We start from the raw sequence: 16,231 nt of genomic DNA, 5'->3' as shown, positions 1-16,231 counted from the left end.
AGACGCTAGCGCGGAACCGGATGCCGCACGAACGTCCGCGGCTGGGTGAATGCCCGGATCCCTTCGACGCCGAGTTCGCGGCCAATGCCCGACTGGCCGCAACCCCCGAACGGCAGGCGTGGGTCCTGTGCGGCCAGGCCGTGGCAGTTGACGCTGACCGTGCCCGCCACGAGCTGCGACACCACCCGGTCGGCAAGCGCCTCGTCGCCGGTCCACACCGACGCGGTCAGTCCGAATTCGGTTGCGTTGGCGGCGGTTACGGCGTCGTCGAGGTCGTCGTAACCGAAGATCGGCAGTACCGGGCCGAACTGCTCCTCGGTGGTCAGCGCCGAGTCCGGGGCCAGATCGGTAACGACGGTCGGCAGCATGAAGTAGCCGCCGGCGTCGGCGTCGGCGTCACGGACCCGCCCGGCCGTCCGGACCGATGCGCCACGCGCCCGCGCGTCGTCGACCAGAGCGGCCACCCGGTTGCGGCCGGCCGCGGTATGCAGTGGGCCCAACGTCGTCTCGTCGGCGAGGCCGTCGCCGATCACCTCCCGCTCACAGCGGGCCAGCACCGCTTCGGCCAACTCGGCGGTCCGTTCGGCGGCGGCGTAGAGCCGCTTGATGGCCATGCAGACCTGGCCACCGGTGGTATAGGCCGCTGTCACCAGCCGCTCGACGAGCTCGTCGCTGACCGCGAGGTCGGGGGCGATGATCGCCGCGTCGTTACCGCCCAGCTCCAGCAGCACCGGAGTCAGCCGCGCCGCCGCGGCAGCCATCACGGCGCGGCCCGTGCCCACCCCACCCGTCAGCGAAATGAGGTCGATGCCCGAGTGAGTGACCAACGCCTGGGCGAGATCGCTGCCCGGGCCGGCGAGCACGTTCACCACTCCCGGTGGCAGCGCCGCGGCCAGCGCCCCGGCGAGTTCTAGTGCGGCAAGCGGGCAGGTCGGCGGAACCTTGACGACGGCTGTGTTACCCGCGCTGAGGGCCGACGTCAGCTTCGTCATGGTCAGCGCCAGCGGCCAGTTGAACGGCAACACCAGCGCGGCCACGCCGAACGGCTCCCGTTGCAGACGCGGGTAGGCCGATCGCGGGTCGACCTGTTCGGGCGCCAGCGCCGCCTGGGCCATGGACCCGATCAGCGCCGCCAGCCCCGGACCGGTGCTGATTTCAAAGTTGGCCTCGCTGAGCACTTTTCCGTGTTCTCGGGTGTACAGCCGCGCGCCGTCTCGCGCGGTCAGCTGCGCGGCCGCCGCGGTGGCCGCGGCCGAGAGCGCGGACACCCGCTCGGCGACGCCGAGTGCCCGCCAGGCCGGTGCTGCCCGCCGCGCGGCCGCCACGGCGGCGTCCAGCTGAGCGCGGTCGGCCGCCGGCGCGTGGCCGACGATCTCGGCCGGCCGGGCCGGATTGTGGACCGGATAGGTTCCCGCGGCGCCCGGCTGCGGCTCACCGCCGATGGTCAAAACTGGCCCCCCGCGCGAGGATTGGCGTTTGCGGGTGATCGTCGTTGATCCCGTCTTGCTCATGTTCGGCCCGTCTCCTTACCTGACCGTCGGGGCAACCTTGACCCGGCGTGGTTATCTCGCCATCGTAGGTCGCTATGAAGTGCTTGACCGCCCCGCCATTTCCCGCTCGGCCGAAACGGCGGCGACCCCGCCGGGCTGGATGCAGGAGGCCGGTTCCATGAGGGCGGTGGTGCTGCGGGAGGTGGGGCAAACCACCGCGGTCGAGGAACTCCAGCTGCGCCGGATCGGCGTCCACGACGTGCGGGTGCGCCTTGGCGCGAGCGGTGTGTGCCACACCGACCTGTCGGTGCGCGACGGCTCCATGCCGGCGCTGCTGCCCTGCACGCTGGGTCACGAGGGCGCCGGAATCGTCAGCGAAGTGGGCGACGCCGTCACTGCCGTCAGCCCCGGCGACCATGTGGTGCTGACGTGGAATGTGCCCTGTCGGCGCTGCCCGCACTGCCTGCGCGGTGAGGCCCAACTGTGCCCCCGGGGTCTCAAGCACGCCTTCGGCGAGCCTTATGCCCAGAGTTCAACCGGCCCGGTGTGGCCGGAGATGGGCGCCGGGACACTGGCCGAAGAGACCGTGTTGCCGGCCGCCGCCGTCGTGCCGGTTGACCGGTCGCTGCCACTGGACCACGCGGCGCTGCTCGGTTGCGGCGTTACTACCGGGGTGGGCGCGGTGCTGCGCACCGCAGCCGTCCGCCCCGGCGAGAGTGTGCTGGTCATCGGCTGCGGCGGGGTGGGACTGGCCGCCATCCAGGGCGCCCGGTTGGCCGGCGCGGCGCGGATCATCGCTGCCGACCGCAACGGCGCGCAACTTCCGGCGGCGACCGCCAACGGCGCGACCGACACCGTCGACGCCGCCCAGACCGACCTCCTGGACGCAGTCCGCGACCTCACCGGGGGCGCCGGCGTCGATCACGGGATCGAGGTTGTGGGTAAGCCGGCGACCATCCGCGCGGCCTTTGACGCGACCCGCCGGGGCGGAGCCGTCACGCTGGTGGGTGCCGCCGGCTTCACCGAGTCGGTGACGTTCCCCGCGCTGATGCTGATGGCCGACGGCAAGAAGATCCAGGGAAGCGTCTACGGCGCCAGCGACCCGGCCCGCGATATTCCGCTGCTGGCCGAGCTTGCCGGGCGTGGCCGGCTTGACCTCGAGGCGCTGGTGACCCGGCGGATCGGCGTGGAGGATGTCGAAGCCGCGTTCAGTGACATGGCCGCCGGTCGGGGGGCGCGCAGCGTCGTCTGTTTCGGTGCGTCCGGCTGATTCGGCCGGATCCCACCTGCCTCAGTGCACCGGCGGCAGCAGCGCCGCGGGCGCCACAACCACTGGCGGCGCTGGCGCGGGTGTCGGCGGCGACACGGATGGCGTCGACGGCAGCGCGGGCAGCGACGACGAGCCTCCCGCGTTCTGCGACGTCATCGCGCACCTCCGGGCTACATGCTGAAGAGTTATTCAGTTACGCAGCAGAGCATCAGTTAACAACTATCTGAGCGTTTCTTCAATATTGAGGTATTGTGATAAGAGCCATATCGAGGTGGGGCGAGGAGATAGCTGCGTGAACGATTCCGACAGGCCGGCAAACCGTCAGGAACGTCGTAAGCAGCGCACCCGGGCCGCGCTGATCAAAGCCGCGCAACGCTTCATTGCCGACGGCAAGGTCAACGTGCCGGTCCAGGACATCAGCCACGCTGCCGACGTGGGTGTCGGGTCGTTCTATAACCACTTTGACAGCAAGGAGGAGCTGTTTCAGGCGGCGGTCAATGAGGTGCTCGACGCTCACGGGGCGTTGCTGGACGCCATTGCGGAGTCCTCCGAAGACCCCGCGGAGACGTTCGCGCGCAGCTTTCGGCTGACCGGCCGGATGTTTCGCCGGCGCCCGCAGGAGAGCGGTGTCGTGCTCTCTCATGGGCTGGATTTGATTGCCTCGGACCGTGGATTGGCCCCGCGGGTCAGAAGGGATATCGCCGCAGCAGCAGCAGCAGGCCGGTTCGATGTGACAGACCCCGAACTGGCGATGGCGGTTGCCGGCGGGGCACTGTTGGGTCTCGGTCAACTACTGTGCGATCGGCCCGAGCGCGACGACGCCCGAGCCACCGACGAAGTCACCGAAAGCCTACTGCGGCTGTTCGGCATGCCCGCCGCTGAGGCGCATCGAATTTGCCTGCGGCCGTTGCCTTTCCTGGATGACGGTGACGGCGCGGGCCCGGCGGTCTGAGCGGCACGCGGCGACGCCGCCCGCCGACGTCGGCCGAAAGTGAGTGCGCAACATCTGTGGTGGACCCGAGCGCCTACGCTGGCGTGGCGCTGGCCAGCGGCGAGGATCTCGGAGCGACCCGGTCGCAGAAGTCGGCGAGGACCCTAACCGTTTCCTGCGGCGCCTCGAACGGCCAGAAGTGGCCGGTGTCGAACAGATGCACGTCGCTGCCCGGCGGTAGCATCGCCAAAAGGCTTGGTTCCTGGTAAAACTCGCGCGGCTGCAGCGGGTCATGTGCGCCCTGCAAAAGCAGCACCGGAGCCGTCCATGCCGGGATGAGCCGGCTCCGGCGGTCCACCCATTCCTGCCGGAACGACGAGGAGTGGAAGTAACGGGGGACCGCGGTGGCGATACCCGGATGACTGAATTCCGCGATGGTGCGCAGCAGATCCGGTTGGGCAACCGGGCGTTCCGCGAGCCAGGTATAGACGGTCGTGACGAAGCTCGGGGCCTCGCCCAGCATAGCCGGGGCTCCGGCCGACTGCATCAGCTGTTCCTGGGGATGCAGCCGCGGATGCAGATGCCAAAGATGTTGCTGCCCACGGCCGTAGCCACGCACCCGCGCACCCATGGCCGCGACCAGGTGGTCACCGACGGGGCTGCCACGGTCATGGGTGATCAGCGTGAACTCGCCGACGCCCAGCTCGTCGAGCAGTGCCCCGAGCTGCGCCGCGACGCCGGCCTGCCGGTAATCACCGCTGCGCTTGTCGGATTGACCGTAACCCTTGAGGTCCACCGCCAGGCAGTGATAGCGCTGCCCGAGACCTTCCAGGGCATGGTGCCACTGCCACCACGAGTCGGGCAGCCCGTGCAGGAAAACCACCGTGGGGTCCGAGCGGGCGCCGGCTTCCACGACGTGCCACCGCAGGGTTTCGCTGTCCCCGGGTGCGTCGACGAACCGGTGGACCGCGGTGACGGCGCCGAGGTGCTCGATATCACCGTCGCGATCAGACCGGGCGGCGGTGTCGGGTAGCCCGGACACCATCTCTTCGGCGGCCCGTATGGCTTGCGCCAGGCCGTCCTCGAGTTTTTCGGTGACGCGCTGCGGCGGCTCGGTGTAGGAAAAATCAACCATCACTGTCGTCTCCTTGGTCGATGAGGCCTTGACGCCGGCGAGTCTCAGTTGCGGCGCAACATCTTCGCGGCTGATGCGGCTGATGCGGTCGATTTGGCCGGACTGGGAAGGCTGGGCAGCCGGCCGCGCAGCAGCGGCAGCCACCATGTCGGGGCCGGTGGCGCCGGCAAGCGCCGCGTCTTGCGGTGCCGGCCACGTCGCGGCAGCGGAAAGGCCAGCAGGAGAACGAGTGTCAGCCCGGTGATGGCCGCACCCGCGGTGAACGCGTGGGATAGGCCGGTGACGAAGGCATCGCGCACCGCGTCGTTGACGCTGGGGCCCAGCGCACCCAGTTGCGGGTCGGCGGCCACGTGCATGCCCGCCGCGGGTGATTCGCGGATGGTGCCGGCCGCTTGCGCCGGCACCGCCGCGGGCAGCGCGAGGTGGTTGCGGTAGCCGGCGCTGAACAGCGAGCCGAGCAGGGCGATGCCCAGTGCTGCGCCCAGTTCGCGGGTGACGTCGTTCATCGCCGAGGCGACGCCCTGTTTGTCCGGCGGCAGCGAGTCGACGATGGTGTTGGTTGCCGGGGTGGCCGACAATGCCAGGCCGCCGCTGAAGACCAGCATGCCGATCAGCAGATCGGTGTAGGTGGAGGCGGTGTCGAGCCGGGCCAGCAATGTAAAGCCGGCGACCATGCACGCCAAACCTGCGGCGATCACTATGCGATTGCCAAGGCGTTCACCGAGTTTCGGTGCGATCGCGGACAGGGGAAGGATCACTGCGGCCATGGGCAGCATCGCCAGGGAAGATTTCATCGGCCCGTAGCCGAGCATCAGCTGGATGTATTGCAGCCCGACGTAGAAGAAGCCGAAGGTGCCCAGGAATTGGATGATCAGCGCTGCCGTGCCGGTGCTGAATCCGGCGTCGGCGAACAGGCGCGGATCCAGCATCGGGCGTGCCATCCGCAGTTCGTGGACCACGAACAGCGTCGTCGCCGACACCGCCGCCGCGAAAGCCACCACCACGGTGGAATGGGTCCAGCCATGGTCGGCGCCTTCGATGATGCCGTACACCAGTGCGCCGATCCCGATCGCGCTCAAACCGGCCCCGGGGAAGTCCGGCGCGGGTTCCTCGGCGCTCTTGGTGTTGGGCACCAGCGCCACCGTGACGAGCAGCGATACCGCGGCCATCGCGGCGGTGCCGACGAAGGTGGACCGCCAGGAGTAGTGCTCGAGCAACAGGCCACTGATCAGCAGCCCCATGACCGATCCCGCGCTGGCGAATCCGGCCCAGATGCCCACCGCGCGGCCCTTGTGGTCGGGATGCACGACGGCGGTGATCGTCGATAGCGTGCTGGGCATGATGAGCGCCGCACCGATACCCATGATCACCCGGGCGATGATGATGGCGTGGGGTGAGCCCGCGGCGGCCGCCATGACGTTGGCCAGCCCGAACAGCAGTGTGCCGCCGAGCAGGGTGCGCCGGCGGCCGAAGTCGTCACCGATGGCTCCGGCCGGCAGCACCAGCGCTGCCAGCGCCACGGTGTAGGCGTCGGCGATCCAGGTCAGATCGGTCGCGCTGGCGCCTTGGTCCAGGGCGATGTCGGGCAGCGCCACATTGACGCCGGCGACCGCCGACATGACCACCACCAAGGCGCCGCAGCACGCTAGCACGACGCCGCGGGGATCTTTGCGCATCGTCATCTCCTCTCGTAATCGGCACTATCGCCGTTGCCGGGCAACACAAATCGCGGCACCGCAGCGCAGAGGACGGCCAATCGGCGGCCGGCATGCAGCACGGTGCGGTCGGGCCGGATGATGGCCGCCGTCACCCCGCCCCGCTGCAGCCAGTGAGCAAGCTCGCTTTCCGGCGCCGCGTCGATTGCCACGGCACCGCGGCGACGGAGTTGTTCGCGCTGAACAGAATTGGGTGTCTCGGTGGTGATGAGCGCGAAGCCTCGTCCCAGCGCCGCGTCGAGTCGTTCACCGGTGGGAAGGATTGCGTTGGGGCACAATGTCCCTGCGCGCCGCCAGCCGGTCAACGTCTTGTGCACCAGGGCGCTGCGGTGCAGTGCCGGTGTTCGGCTGGTGGTTAGCCGTGACCGCATCCCGGGGACGAGATGCAGCCGCGGCACCACGGCGCCGCGCACGGCATTGCCGAACCTGCCGCCAGCCGTCATGGACCAACCTACAGTCAGGGCGAGTCCGATCATGGCGCGGGCGTGCGGCTTTCGCTCCTGCTGGTAGGTGTCGAGAACGGTGGCGGGAAGGTTCCCGGTCAGCACGCCGGCCAGCTTCCAGGCCAGATTCGCCGCATCGCGGATGCCGGCTCCCATCCCCTGGCCGATGAACGGCGGAGTCAGATGAGCGGCGTCGCCGAGCAGGAAGACGTTGCCCCGGCGCCAGGTGTCGGCCACGGCTGCCCGAAACGTGTACTCGGCAACTCGCACCACCGACAGCTCGTCGGGCGGCACTTCGTTGACCCACGGGGCCAGCAGGGGATACAGGGTCGTCATCGTGGCGAAGTCGGCTGCGGTTTCGTTGTCCCGCAGCTGGAATTCCCAGCGGTAGCGGCTTTCACCGATACGCATATAGGTGGCGGCGCGGTAGGGGTCGCAGACTTGGTGCACCCCGTCCCACCGGTCGATCGCGGAGTCGGTCGCCACATCGACGACCAGCCAGCGTTGCTCGAACCGGAGACTACGCAGCGCGCCAGCGATCGAGGCACGCACGACGCTGTTGGCGCCGTCGCAACCCAGGACGTAGCCGGCGTCGACGATCTGCTGCTCACCGCTGATCCGATCGGTATATCTGACCCGCACCCGCCCGGGCTCGCGCTGGCTGACTTCGGTTACTTCGGTGTTGCCGCGGAACCGAACCTCGTTGTGCTTCTTGAGGTTTGCTCGAAGAAGTGCCTCCAGCTCCGGCTGGTCGAACATGTTCGCCTGCGGAAAGCCGTGCGCGCTGTGCGCCGGATCGCGATAAAATTGGGCCAGTGTCCGCAGCTCCGGGTCGACGAGCCGCAGCCCCAGGGCCGGGCGCGAGATGGCGGCGAACTCCTCACCGACACCTAGCCATGTGATGACCCGCCGGATCTCGTCGTCGAGGTGTACCGCGCGCGGTTGCGGGTAGACGGTTTCCCACCGGTCCAGCAGCAGGGAGGGGATGCCGTACTGGGCGAGCAGGGTGGCGGCGGTGACCCCGGTAGGTCCCGCCCCGACGATGACGACGGGTACGGCAGTGGTCGAAGCAGCCGGGGAAATCATTGGTAGCGCACCACCGTGCGTTGCGTGCCGAGGTCGATCGCCCCGTCATCGGTGCCGACGGTGGCCTCGACGACGTCGCCGTCGTTGAGGTACTTGGCGTTGCGGAGCTGGCTCTTGAAGAAGGCTTTCCACTTGACCGCGGGTGGCAACAGGGAACTGACGATCTGGACGGGTTTGGCCGGAGCGCTGAGCGCGGTGCCCACCGGGGTGCCGGTCAGCACCAGATCTCCGGGCTGCAAATGCTGAAACCGCGACAACCCCTGCAGGGCCTGCAGCGGCGAATAGATCATGTCGCCGGCTACCCGCATATCCTGGCGCGGTTCGCCGTTCACCCGCAGCCGCAGCCGCAGCTCGCCGAATCGTCCGAGCTCGTCGGCATCCAGCAGCACCAGGGCCGGACCCACCGGGGTGAACGTCGGATACGACTTGGATTCGTAGAACTGGGTTTTGGGAAGCTGGATGTCGCGGGCGGACACGTCGTTGGTGACCACCAGGCCGGCGACATAGTCGGTCCAGTTGGCGGCGGTGACGGTGGCGCCGACGGGTAGCTCCCGGCCGATGACCAGCCCGATTTCCACCTCGTAGTCCAGGAACCGGACGTGCGCGGGCTTGACGATGTCGTCGAACGGGCCGCTGATCGACCCGGACGTTTTTCGGAAGAAGGTCAGGGGAGTCGTCTTCGGGTCCATACCCGCGTCTTTGACGTGTGAGGCGAAGTTGGTCATCTGTGCCACCACCCGGCACGGCGCCGTCACCGGCGAAACCAGGTGCAGGCTATCGGTGGAGACGACGTCCCCGCCGGCGTCGGCCGCTGACGTGGCGGTTGCGGCTATGGCGGCGCGGTCGGCCAGCAAGCCAGCGGTGTTCGTGGCGTGGGTAGTGACTTGGGTTGCGCCGCTAGCGGTTTGGACCCACCAGGCGTCCGCGGTGCGCAGGATGGAGACAGTCATGAGTTGGCTGCTTTGATCAGGGCCATCAGGCGGCGGGAGTCGAACTCGTTTTCGGCGCGCAGCGCACGGACCATCGAAAGAGCCTCTCGGGGTAGGGATTTGAGGTTGGCGCCCAAGAAGTCTCGGGTGGCGTGCGGGCCCCATTGGGCAAGGCCCGATGCCGCGAACGGCGCCCACCCGGGTTGGAGTGTGCAGTCGAACAGGTCGCCGTCGGTGAAGTGCTCGACCAGCAACCCGTCCGGGTCGCGCCAGTAGTCGAAGAGCTGACTGCCCTGGATGTGGCGGCCGATTCCCCAGGATCGGCGATAGCCGCATTCGGCCAGGTATTGCCCCCCGGCGGCCAGTGAATCCAGGTCGCAAACCTGATAGGCGGAATGCACATAGCGGTTGGCCGGACCCAGCGCGAGCGCCAGCGTGTGGTGGTCGGTGGGGGTCAGGCCGCGATCGCAGCGGATGAAGCTCATGGTCGGGCCCCGCTCGCGCTGTCCTGGGTAGAACAGGAAGTCGCTGACGATCATCCCCAGCGTGTCGAGGTACCAGTTGAGTGTCCGCAGATAGGTGGTGGTCTGCAGGACCAGGTGCCCGAGCCGTTGCACGGTGGCCGGGCGCCGCGGCGGGCGTTGGGTGGCGTTGACGCGCTGCACCTCGTGGCCGATGTTGAAGGTGTGCGGCGGCTGCCACGGCAGTGGTTCCAACTGGTGGGTGCCCGCCACCACGCGAACCGTGAGCCCGCCCGGATCGGTCAGGTCGACGGAGAGGCCGCCGAGCGCCTGGGGCAGTCGCTGTGGGCGGCATCCGGTCGCGTCGGACAACCGCAGCAGGTCGTCTTTGTCCTGGGCGGTGAATGCCGCGCCGACCAGCCCGGACCGATGGCCGCGCCGGATGAGGATGCATGGCGAACCGGCGTCTGCGCCGCGCAGGTGCAGCTCGTCAGGCGTGCGGGCGGAAACGGCGAAGCCGAACGCCGCAGCGAATGCCCCGGCGCGGTCCAGGTCGGGCTTCTCGAACTCCAGCCAGGCAATGTCGTGAACCTTGATCACCGGGTTGGACGAGCGTCCGGGGTGTTCGCCTTTACGGGCGCCGTGCTCGCTGTGCAAGTGGTCGTGGGCAGCCAGATCGTACGTCACCAGACATCCTCCAAAATTTGATTCTGACGATATCTTCACTGGCGAAGGGATCATCAGTCAAGAGGTTTTGAAGAAAAATTCAAAACTGAGTTCAGGGTGCTGGGTTGCTCCGTCCGTAGCGCCGGCCACGCGCGAAGGATCGTCGCCAACCACGCCGCAACTCGGCGCTTGCAGTGACGATTGCCCGCGCCGCGCCTGCGCTGCCGGGCTACACCCGAAGGTTTCAGGCGGCGTCGTGAAAGATCAGCCCCAACGCGTAGCGTTCTCCCGAACGCACCACCGAGATACCGTGGCGCACCGGTGCGGCCGACCACCCGCGAGCCGACCGCACCGGTCGGTCCCTGGTGGTGAACGCGTACCCGTGCCCTTGCGGCAATTGCAGTGTGGTGCCCCGCGATTGGGCTCGGTGCCGCTGCTCGACCAGGAGGAACTCGCCGCCGGTGTACTCGGTGGCGGGGTCGCTGAGATTGATGACCACCTGGAGCGGAAAGACCAAGTCGCCGTAGAGGTCTCGGTGCAGGGCGTTCCAATCCCCGGCGCGATAGCGCAACAGCAGCGCGGTGGGCTTGGTCTGGCCGGCGGCATGGCACCTCTGCAGCCATTCGTCCAAGGTGTCCGGCCAGGGGCTCTCGCGGCCGAGTTTGGTCCACCAGTCCCTCGCGATGGTCAGCAACCGGGGGTACAGGGCTTGCTTGAGCTGTTCGATCGGCTCCGGGTAGGGCCGTCGGAGGTAACGGTATTCGCCGGCGCCATAGCGGTGGCGCTGCATGTCGACGGTCTTACGGAACAGGTCGTCTCTGGTGTAAAGCGCACGGAGGTGCGCCGTTTCGGGGGCTGTGAGCAGCCTGGGCAGCAGCGCACCGCCATAGGCGTCGAGCTGCGCGCCGATGGCGTCCCAATCGCCGGACTCAGCTCGGGTCTGCCACCGGGTGTCCGACATCGAGCCGCTCCTCACGCCATCCACGCTGACGGCAGAATAGTAGGCGCCGCACGGTTGCTGGCCTGGACTATCCCCAGGAGGTACGGTGTTGGTCGCGGACGAGTTGGCCGGGCGGCCGCGGCTTGAGTTGGAGTGCCAGCGCCGAGTCGAGGAAAGTCCGGACTTCACAGAGCAGGGTGATTGCTAACGGCAATCCGAGGTGACTCGCGGGAAAGTGCCACAGAAAACAGACCGCCACCCTCGCGGTGGTAAGGGTGAAACGGTGCGGTAAAAGCGCACCAGCATCCCGGGTGACCGGGGTGGCTCGGCAAACCCCACCCGAAGCAAGGCCAAGAAGGCCGCACCGAAGGTGCGGCCGCGCAGACGCTCGAGGGTTGCTCGCCCGAGTCTGCGGGTAGGCCGCTCGAGGCACCCGGTGACGGTGTGCCCAGATGGATGGTCGCCGCCGTGCCGCCGTTGGTTCAGCCGCGGCGGCAGGGAACAGAATCCGGCTTACAGGCCAACTCGCCCGCGCTAGCGCCCCGACGGACCCGGCCCGGCTCACCGCCGTGCTTTGCGCACCGCCTTGTCGAGCTTGCGCAGCACCGCGCCCAGTTGTGCCCGGCAGCTTTCGGCCAGATCGCTTTCCTGCTGGTAGAGCAGACCGTAGCTGAAGGTGTCCTCGCCCGCGGCATGGGCGGCTTCGGTCTGCTCGAGAAGATGTTCCCGGCTGACCACGCTGTCTTGATGATCTCCGAGCAATGTCTGGACAGCCTTGGCCTGCTGGGACACCCCGCTCGCTCCAGTAGCCGCCGCAGTGTAGCGTAATCGCTTGGCGCGCTTGCGAATTCGATGCAACGCTTCGTCGGGGTGGAGCACTGCGCCCGGGCCGTCGTCGGTGTGGCCGGTCGGGGCGCCTTCGTCGTGGGCGGCCCGCGCCGCCTTGACGGCCTTCTTGACGCGGCGGTAGGCCGCGTCGATGTTCGGCGGAGTCACCGGTTCGGGTCCCGGCCCGAACGTGGTCACCGGATATTCGGCAACCATCGCTTCGAGAGCGTCCAGCAGGCGGAAGTATCGCTTCGAGCGCATCGCAATCAGCGACCGTCGCAGCCCGGTCTGATACCGGCGGCGGGCGCCGTCGACGAGACGTTCGCGCACCGGTCCGCGCACCAGCTCCGGGTCCAGCCGGTCCAGTTGCTTCTGATAGCGCTCGGCGAGCACCTCGGCGTCACGCGCCACCCCTAAGACGCCGGCGAGTTCCCGTAGTTCGTCGAGAACCCAGGCGCCGTCGGCCAATCCGAACGAATCCTGGGCCTCGCGCAGCAGGCTGCGAATCTTGCGGGTGGTCACCCGCATCTGGTGCACGGAGTCGTCGACGTCGGCGCGCACCGCACGATCCCACGTCAGCAGCTCTTCCACATGCTGGGCTACCGCCCGATGGACCGGATCCACTGGCGCCGGCTCGCGCGCTGACCGTGACGTCCTGCCCAGCACGCGGGCCAGCTTGGAGCCGTGCCCGGCGGGGGCGGCCCCGGCGTCGAGCAACCGGTTGCTCAGCCTGTTGAGCAGCTCGTGACCGGCGGCCCTGGTCGCGTCGATGAGCTCGAGTTCCCACTCCCGCCACTGTTGTTCGGCGGGCCCGGCATCGGAGCCGTCGGCCGGTCCGGCCGACCATGCGGTGACGTGGTCGCTGCAGAATTCGGCCAATGCGGCGCCATCGGCGCCGTACAGAAACTGGCTTTCCCGCTGAGTGGTGATCCGTGCGACCGGCTCGACGGGGCGGTCCCGGACGATCGCCAACACCACGTCCAGCAACTCGGCCGGCACGGCGTCTCCGGCCGTGATCGGCGCGTGGACTTCGGTTCGGGCGTCCGGCCCGGCCGGCAACTTCAGGTGCCACCCGGCGTCGGGGCCACCGGTTCGCCGTCGCAGGGTGATCCGGTTACGGGCCAAGTCCTGCGCCGGCGTGTCGAAGTACACCGCGTCGAGTTCGTGGGGCGGCTGCTTGTCCACCCGCGCCACGGCCGCAATGCCCTCGAACGACGGCGACACTGTCGAGTCGACGACGTCGAACTTGCGCTCGACCTCCAACTGGCGCGCCGTCTTCGGCGCAGGTACGGGCATTTCGGCCTCCGGTGACAGCGCGTCGCCGCGGTCGTGCATCGTGGGTAGGCCTCATAGAGTGCCACACCAGCGTTAGCCGCCCGCCGCAGGCTCGGGTCACGGGGCGTACGGCATGTTGGTCGATGCCCGCCGTCGCAACCGCTTATCGTTTGCGGTGCCGGCCACCGCTGCGGCTTGGCTGTGGGAGGCCGATCGGATCCCTGACGAAGGAGCTGTCGATGTTGTTGTTGGGTTGTACCTCGTCGCGGGTGGTCGCCGGGGGCCTGGCTGCCGTTGCGATCAGCACCGCAATGCTGCTGGGAGGGACCGGGACTGCCTGGGCGGACGCGACCGACCCTGCGGCGCCACCGCCGAATTGCACGGCGGCTGACCTGGCCGGGGTGTCCGCCGGGGTCGCGGCGGCGACCTCCGCGTACCTCTTCACCCATCCAGACGTCAACGACTACTTCACCAGCCTGAAGGGTCAGCCCCGGGAGGGCATCCGCGACCAGTTGCAGCAGTACATGGACGCCAACCCGGCCGTTCATGCCGACCTGCAGGGCATTCGCCAGCCACTGACCGACTTCCGGAATCGCTGCCAGTGACGACCCCGAAGATCTAGACGACTTAGAAGCAGTGCTGGCCGGCGGGGAACACGCCGCCGGCCACATCGTCGGCGTATTGTGTTGCGGCACGGCGTAACTCGCCAGCGATGTCGGCGTAGCGCTTGACAAATCGGGCGGGTTTGCCGGTGCTCAGGCCGGCCATGTCCTGCCACACCAGGACCTGGCCGTCGCAGTTGGGGCCGGCTCCGATGCCGACCGTCGGAATCGTCAGCTTGCCGGTGATCTGGGTGGCCAGCTCCGCCGGCACCATTTCCATCACCACCGCGAAGGCCCCGGCTTCGGCGACGGCGATCGCGTCCGCCACCGTCTGCTCGGCGGCGTCGCCGCGGCCCTGCACCCGGAACCCGCCCAGTGTGTTGACGCTTTGCGGGGTGAAGCCGACGTGCGCCATCACCGGAATGCCGGCCGCGGTCAGGCGGGCGATCTGTTCGGCGACCCGTTCGCCGCCCTCGAGCTTGACGGCGTGCGCGCCGCCTTCCTTCATGAACCGGGTGGCCGCGGCCAGCGCGGCGGTGGGTCCCGCCTCGTAGCTGCCGAACGGCAGGTCGGCGACCACCAGCGCGTGCGGGGCGCCCCGAACGACGCCGCGGACCAGCGGGATCAGTTCGTCGATCGAGATCGGCACCGTGGTGTCGTAGCCGTAGACCACGTTGGCGGCCGAATCACCGATCAGCAGCACCGGGATGCCGGCGTCGTCGAAGACCCGTGCGGTCGAGTAGTCGTAGGCCGTGAGCATGGCCCACTTGTGGCCTTCGGCCTTCCATTTCTGCAAGTGGTGGGTGCGGATCTTGGTCCGCGGCGGGGCCGGACTGGCGGGTGCCGACGGGCTAGCCCCGTAGATATTCTGCTCAGACATCATTGTCCCTAGTGTTGGTCGGGTCGATCCTCGTGGCCCAGCATGGGTCCCCGGGTTCGTCTGACACCAACAGTCTGCCATCTCTTCGGCGCAGATACACCGTGAGACGCCGTGATTGCGCTTACCATCGGCGGATGCAGCGGCTCAGCGGCCTCGATGCCAGCTTCTTGTACCTGGAAACCTCGTCGCAGCCGATGCACGTGTGCTCGATCATGGACTTGGACACCTCGACGATGCCAGGGGGCTACACCTTCGACCGCTTGCGCGAGGCCCTGTCGCTTCGCGTCAAGGCGTTGCCGGAGTTCCGGGAGAAGCTCGCCAGCAGCCCATTGAACCTCGACCATCCGGTCTGGGTGGATGACGACGACTTCCACATCGATCGCCACGTGCACCGCATCGGCCTGCCGTCACCGGGCGGCCGGGCGGAACTGTCCGAAATCTGCGGGCACATCGCCTCGCTGCCGTTGGATCGCCGGCGCCCGCTGTGGGAGATGTGGGTCGTCGAAGGTGTGGCGGGTACCGATTGCCACCACCGGGGCCGCATCGGGATCATGACCAAGGTGCACCACGCCGCAGTCGACGGCGTGACCGGTGCCAACCTGATGTCGCAGCTGTGTACCACCGAAGCCGACGCGCCCGCACCCGATCCGGTCGACGGAGTGGGCGGTGGCACCGGCTGGCAGATCGCCGCCGGCGGTCTGGCCAGGTTTGCCACGCGGCCGCTGGCGCTGGCCAACGTGATGCCGCAGACGGTGTCCTCGGTGGTTTCCACCGTGCTGCGGGCCCGCGACGGCCTGACCATGGCGCGTCCGTTCGCCGCGCCCCGTACCGTGTTCAACGCCAGCATCAGCGGCCGCCGCAACATCGCCTACGCCGAACTGGATCTCGAGGACATCAAGACGGTGAAGAACCACTTCGGCGTCAAGGTGAACGACGTGGTGATGGCGCTGGTTTCCGGGGTGCTGAGGCAATACCTCGCCGAGCGCAACGCCCTGCCCGACTCGTCGCTGGTGGCGTCGGTGCCGGTGTCGGTGCACGGCAAGTCCGATCGGCCCGGCCGCAACCAGGTTTCGGCCATGTTTTCCAGCCTGCACACCGAAATCGCCGACCCGGTGGAGCGGTTGCGGGCCATCGCCCAAGCGAATTCGGCTGCCAAGAACCATAGTTCGGCCATCGGCGCGACGCTGCTGCAGGATTGGTCACAGTTCGCCGCGCCGGCCGTTTTCGGGGTGGCGATGCGCGTCTATGCCCGGACCCGGTTGACCGAGAGCCTGCCCGTGCACAACCTGGTGGTCTCCAATGTGCCGGGGCCGCAGGTGCCGTTGTACCTGCTGGGTTGCCAGGTCAAGTCGATGTACCCGTTGGGCCCGATCTTCCACGGCTCCGGTCTCAACGTCACGGTCATGTCGCTCAACGGCAAGCTCGATGTCGGTCTGGTCTCGTGTCCGGAGTTGCTGCCGGACTTGTGGGAAATGGCCGACGAGTTTGCGGTCGCGATGGAAGAACTGCTGGCGGGCATCGGGTGATTCGTCCCACGATGGTCGTTAGCCAGCATCTTCGGCACGCTCTGGCACCATAGG

Annotated in this window: 14 protein-coding genes and 1 other RNA gene; 5 read left to right on the top strand and 10 right to left on the bottom strand. The window is 68.2% G+C overall.

The features are described 5' to 3' along the window. Nucleotides 1-5: 5 nt before the first annotated feature. The gene (locus EET13_RS17080; protein WP_122443393.1) at nucleotides 6-1,511 is read right to left on the bottom strand and encodes an aldehyde dehydrogenase family protein; all 1,506 of its coding nucleotides are present in this window, start codon (nucleotides 1,509-1,511) and stop codon (nucleotides 6-8) included. Between EET13_RS17080 and EET13_RS29905 the strand changes: the two genes are divergently transcribed. Continuing rightward, nucleotides 1,483-2,760 (top strand): Zn-dependent alcohol dehydrogenase, encoded by a 1,278-nt coding sequence (locus EET13_RS29905; protein WP_168991292.1) that lies wholly within the window; start codon nucleotides 1,483-1,485, stop codon nucleotides 2,758-2,760. The genes EET13_RS17080 and EET13_RS29905 overlap by 29 nt on opposite strands. Nucleotides 2,761-2,781: 21 nt before the next feature. Here the strand turns inward: EET13_RS29905 and EET13_RS32330 are convergent, their stop codons facing one another. Then, entirely contained in the window at nucleotides 2,782-2,916 is a 135-nt protein-coding gene (locus EET13_RS32330; protein WP_280177719.1) for a hypothetical protein, read from the bottom strand. A gap of 136 nt (nucleotides 2,917-3,052) precedes the next feature. Here EET13_RS32330 and EET13_RS17060 point away from each other — a divergent pair, with 136 nt between their 5' ends. Further along, nucleotides 3,053-3,712 (top strand): TetR/AcrR family transcriptional regulator, encoded by a 660-nt coding sequence (locus tag EET13_RS17060; protein WP_122443390.1) that lies wholly within the window; start codon nucleotides 3,053-3,055, stop codon nucleotides 3,710-3,712. Between the two features lie 73 nt (nucleotides 3,713-3,785). Here the strand turns inward: EET13_RS17060 and EET13_RS17055 are convergent, their stop codons facing one another. From EET13_RS17055 to EET13_RS17030, 6 genes are all read right to left on the bottom strand, one after another. After that, nucleotides 3,786-4,826 carry an alpha/beta fold hydrolase gene (locus EET13_RS17055; RefSeq protein ID WP_244603963.1) on the bottom strand — a complete coding sequence of 347 codons (1,041 nt, stop codon included), beginning with the start codon at nucleotides 4,824-4,826 and terminating at the stop codon, nucleotides 3,786-3,788. A 44-nt stretch (nucleotides 4,827-4,870) separates the two neighbouring features. Beyond that, on the bottom strand, nucleotides 4,871-6,502 hold the full coding sequence (locus EET13_RS17050) for an MFS transporter (protein ID WP_168991291.1): 1,632 nt from the start codon (nucleotides 6,500-6,502) through the stop codon (nucleotides 4,871-4,873). 2 nt (nucleotides 6,503-6,504) lie between these two features. Next, on the bottom strand, nucleotides 6,505-8,070 hold the full coding sequence (mhpA, locus tag EET13_RS17045; protein ID WP_122443387.1) for a bifunctional 3-(3-hydroxy-phenyl)propionate/3-hydroxycinnamic acid hydroxylase MhpA: 1,566 nt from the start codon (nucleotides 8,068-8,070) through the stop codon (nucleotides 6,505-6,507). Further along, nucleotides 8,067-9,020 carry a fumarylacetoacetate hydrolase family protein gene (locus tag EET13_RS17040; RefSeq protein ID WP_122443386.1) on the bottom strand — a complete coding sequence of 318 codons (954 nt, stop codon included), beginning with the start codon at nucleotides 9,018-9,020 and terminating at the stop codon, nucleotides 8,067-8,069. Before EET13_RS17040 ends, mhpA begins: the two co-directional genes overlap by 4 nt. Then, nucleotides 9,017-10,198: a VOC family protein gene (locus EET13_RS17035; RefSeq protein ID WP_425293692.1), complete on the bottom strand. Its 1,182-nt coding sequence runs from the start codon at nucleotides 10,196-10,198 to the stop codon at nucleotides 9,017-9,019. Before EET13_RS17035 ends, EET13_RS17040 begins: the two co-directional genes overlap by 4 nt. A 172-nt stretch (nucleotides 10,199-10,370) precedes the next feature. Further along, nucleotides 10,371-11,087: a 2OG-Fe(II) oxygenase gene (locus EET13_RS17030; protein ID WP_122443384.1), complete on the bottom strand. Its 717-nt coding sequence runs from the start codon at nucleotides 11,085-11,087 to the stop codon at nucleotides 10,371-10,373. A 99-nt stretch (nucleotides 11,088-11,186) separates the two neighbouring features. On the opposite strand from EET13_RS17030, the gene rnpB reads away from it, so the two are divergent. Then, nucleotides 11,187-11,598, top strand: an RNA gene (gene rnpB, locus EET13_RS17025) — RNase P RNA component class A. A gap of 29 nt (nucleotides 11,599-11,627) precedes the next feature. On the opposite strand, the gene EET13_RS17020 is transcribed toward rnpB, so the two are convergent. Further along, nucleotides 11,628-13,190 (bottom strand): CYTH and CHAD domain-containing protein, encoded by a 1,563-nt coding sequence (locus EET13_RS17020; protein ID WP_122443416.1) that lies wholly within the window; start codon nucleotides 13,188-13,190, stop codon nucleotides 11,628-11,630. A 218-nt stretch (nucleotides 13,191-13,408) separates the two neighbouring features. Here EET13_RS17020 and EET13_RS17015 point away from each other — a divergent pair, with 218 nt between their 5' ends. After that, nucleotides 13,409-13,774: a heme-binding protein gene (locus EET13_RS17015; protein ID WP_122443383.1), complete on the top strand. Its 366-nt coding sequence runs from the start codon at nucleotides 13,409-13,411 to the stop codon at nucleotides 13,772-13,774. Between the two features lie 22 nt (nucleotides 13,775-13,796). Here the strand turns inward: EET13_RS17015 and panB are convergent, their stop codons facing one another. Then, on the bottom strand, nucleotides 13,797-14,651 hold the full coding sequence (panB, locus tag EET13_RS17010; protein WP_122443415.1) for a 3-methyl-2-oxobutanoate hydroxymethyltransferase: 855 nt from the start codon (nucleotides 14,649-14,651) through the stop codon (nucleotides 13,797-13,799). Between the two features lie 134 nt (nucleotides 14,652-14,785). Between panB and EET13_RS17005 the strand changes: the two genes are divergently transcribed. Then, nucleotides 14,786-16,177, top strand: coding sequence for a WS/DGAT/MGAT family O-acyltransferase (locus EET13_RS17005; protein WP_122443382.1), 1,392 nt, complete (start codon nucleotides 14,786-14,788; stop codon nucleotides 16,175-16,177). Nucleotides 16,178-16,231 lie beyond the last annotated feature (54 nt).

It is taken from the genome of Mycobacterium attenuatum (assembly GCF_900566085.1).
GTDB lineage: Bacteria > Actinomycetota > Actinomycetes > Mycobacteriales > Mycobacteriaceae > Mycobacterium > Mycobacterium attenuatum.
Note: the sequence above shows the minus strand (reverse complement) of the source record. Positions and strands in the feature narration are given on the sequence as shown.

What these genes read in the sequence shown, in the direction of transcription:
- mhpA (WP_122443387.1), bottom strand. Translation starts at nt 8,070, where the DNA reads ATGATTTCCCCGGCTGCTTCGACCACTGCCGTACCCGTCGTCATCGTC.
- EET13_RS17050 (WP_168991291.1), bottom strand. Translation starts at nt 6,502, where the DNA reads ATGCGCAAAGATCCCCGCGGCGTCGTGCTAGCGTGCTGCGGCGCCTTG.
- EET13_RS17020 (WP_122443416.1), bottom strand. Translation starts at nt 13,190, where the DNA reads ATGCCCGTACCTGCGCCGAAGACGGCGCGCCAGTTGGAGGTCGAGCGC.
- panB (WP_122443415.1), bottom strand. Translation starts at nt 14,651, where the DNA reads ATGTCTGAGCAGAATATCTACGGGGCTAGCCCGTCGGCACCCGCCAGT.
- EET13_RS17040 (WP_122443386.1), bottom strand. Translation starts at nt 9,020, where the DNA reads ATGACTGTCTCCATCCTGCGCACCGCGGACGCCTGGTGGGTCCAAACC.
- EET13_RS17080 (WP_122443393.1), bottom strand. Translation starts at nt 1,511, where the DNA reads ATGAGCAAGACGGGATCAACGACGATCACCCGCAAACGCCAATCCTCG.
- EET13_RS32330 (WP_280177719.1), bottom strand. Translation starts at nt 2,916, where the DNA reads ATGACGTCGCAGAACGCGGGAGGCTCGTCGTCGCTGCCCGCGCTGCCG.
- EET13_RS17055 (WP_244603963.1), bottom strand. Translation starts at nt 4,826, where the DNA reads ATGGTTGATTTTTCCTACACCGAGCCGCCGCAGCGCGTCACCGAAAAA.
- EET13_RS17030 (WP_122443384.1), bottom strand. Translation starts at nt 11,087, where the DNA reads ATGTCGGACACCCGGTGGCAGACCCGAGCTGAGTCCGGCGATTGGGAC.
- EET13_RS17015 (WP_122443383.1), top strand. Translation starts at nt 13,409, where the DNA reads ATGTTGTTGTTGGGTTGTACCTCGTCGCGGGTGGTCGCCGGGGGCCTG.
- EET13_RS17005 (WP_122443382.1), top strand. Translation starts at nt 14,786, where the DNA reads ATGCAGCGGCTCAGCGGCCTCGATGCCAGCTTCTTGTACCTGGAAACC.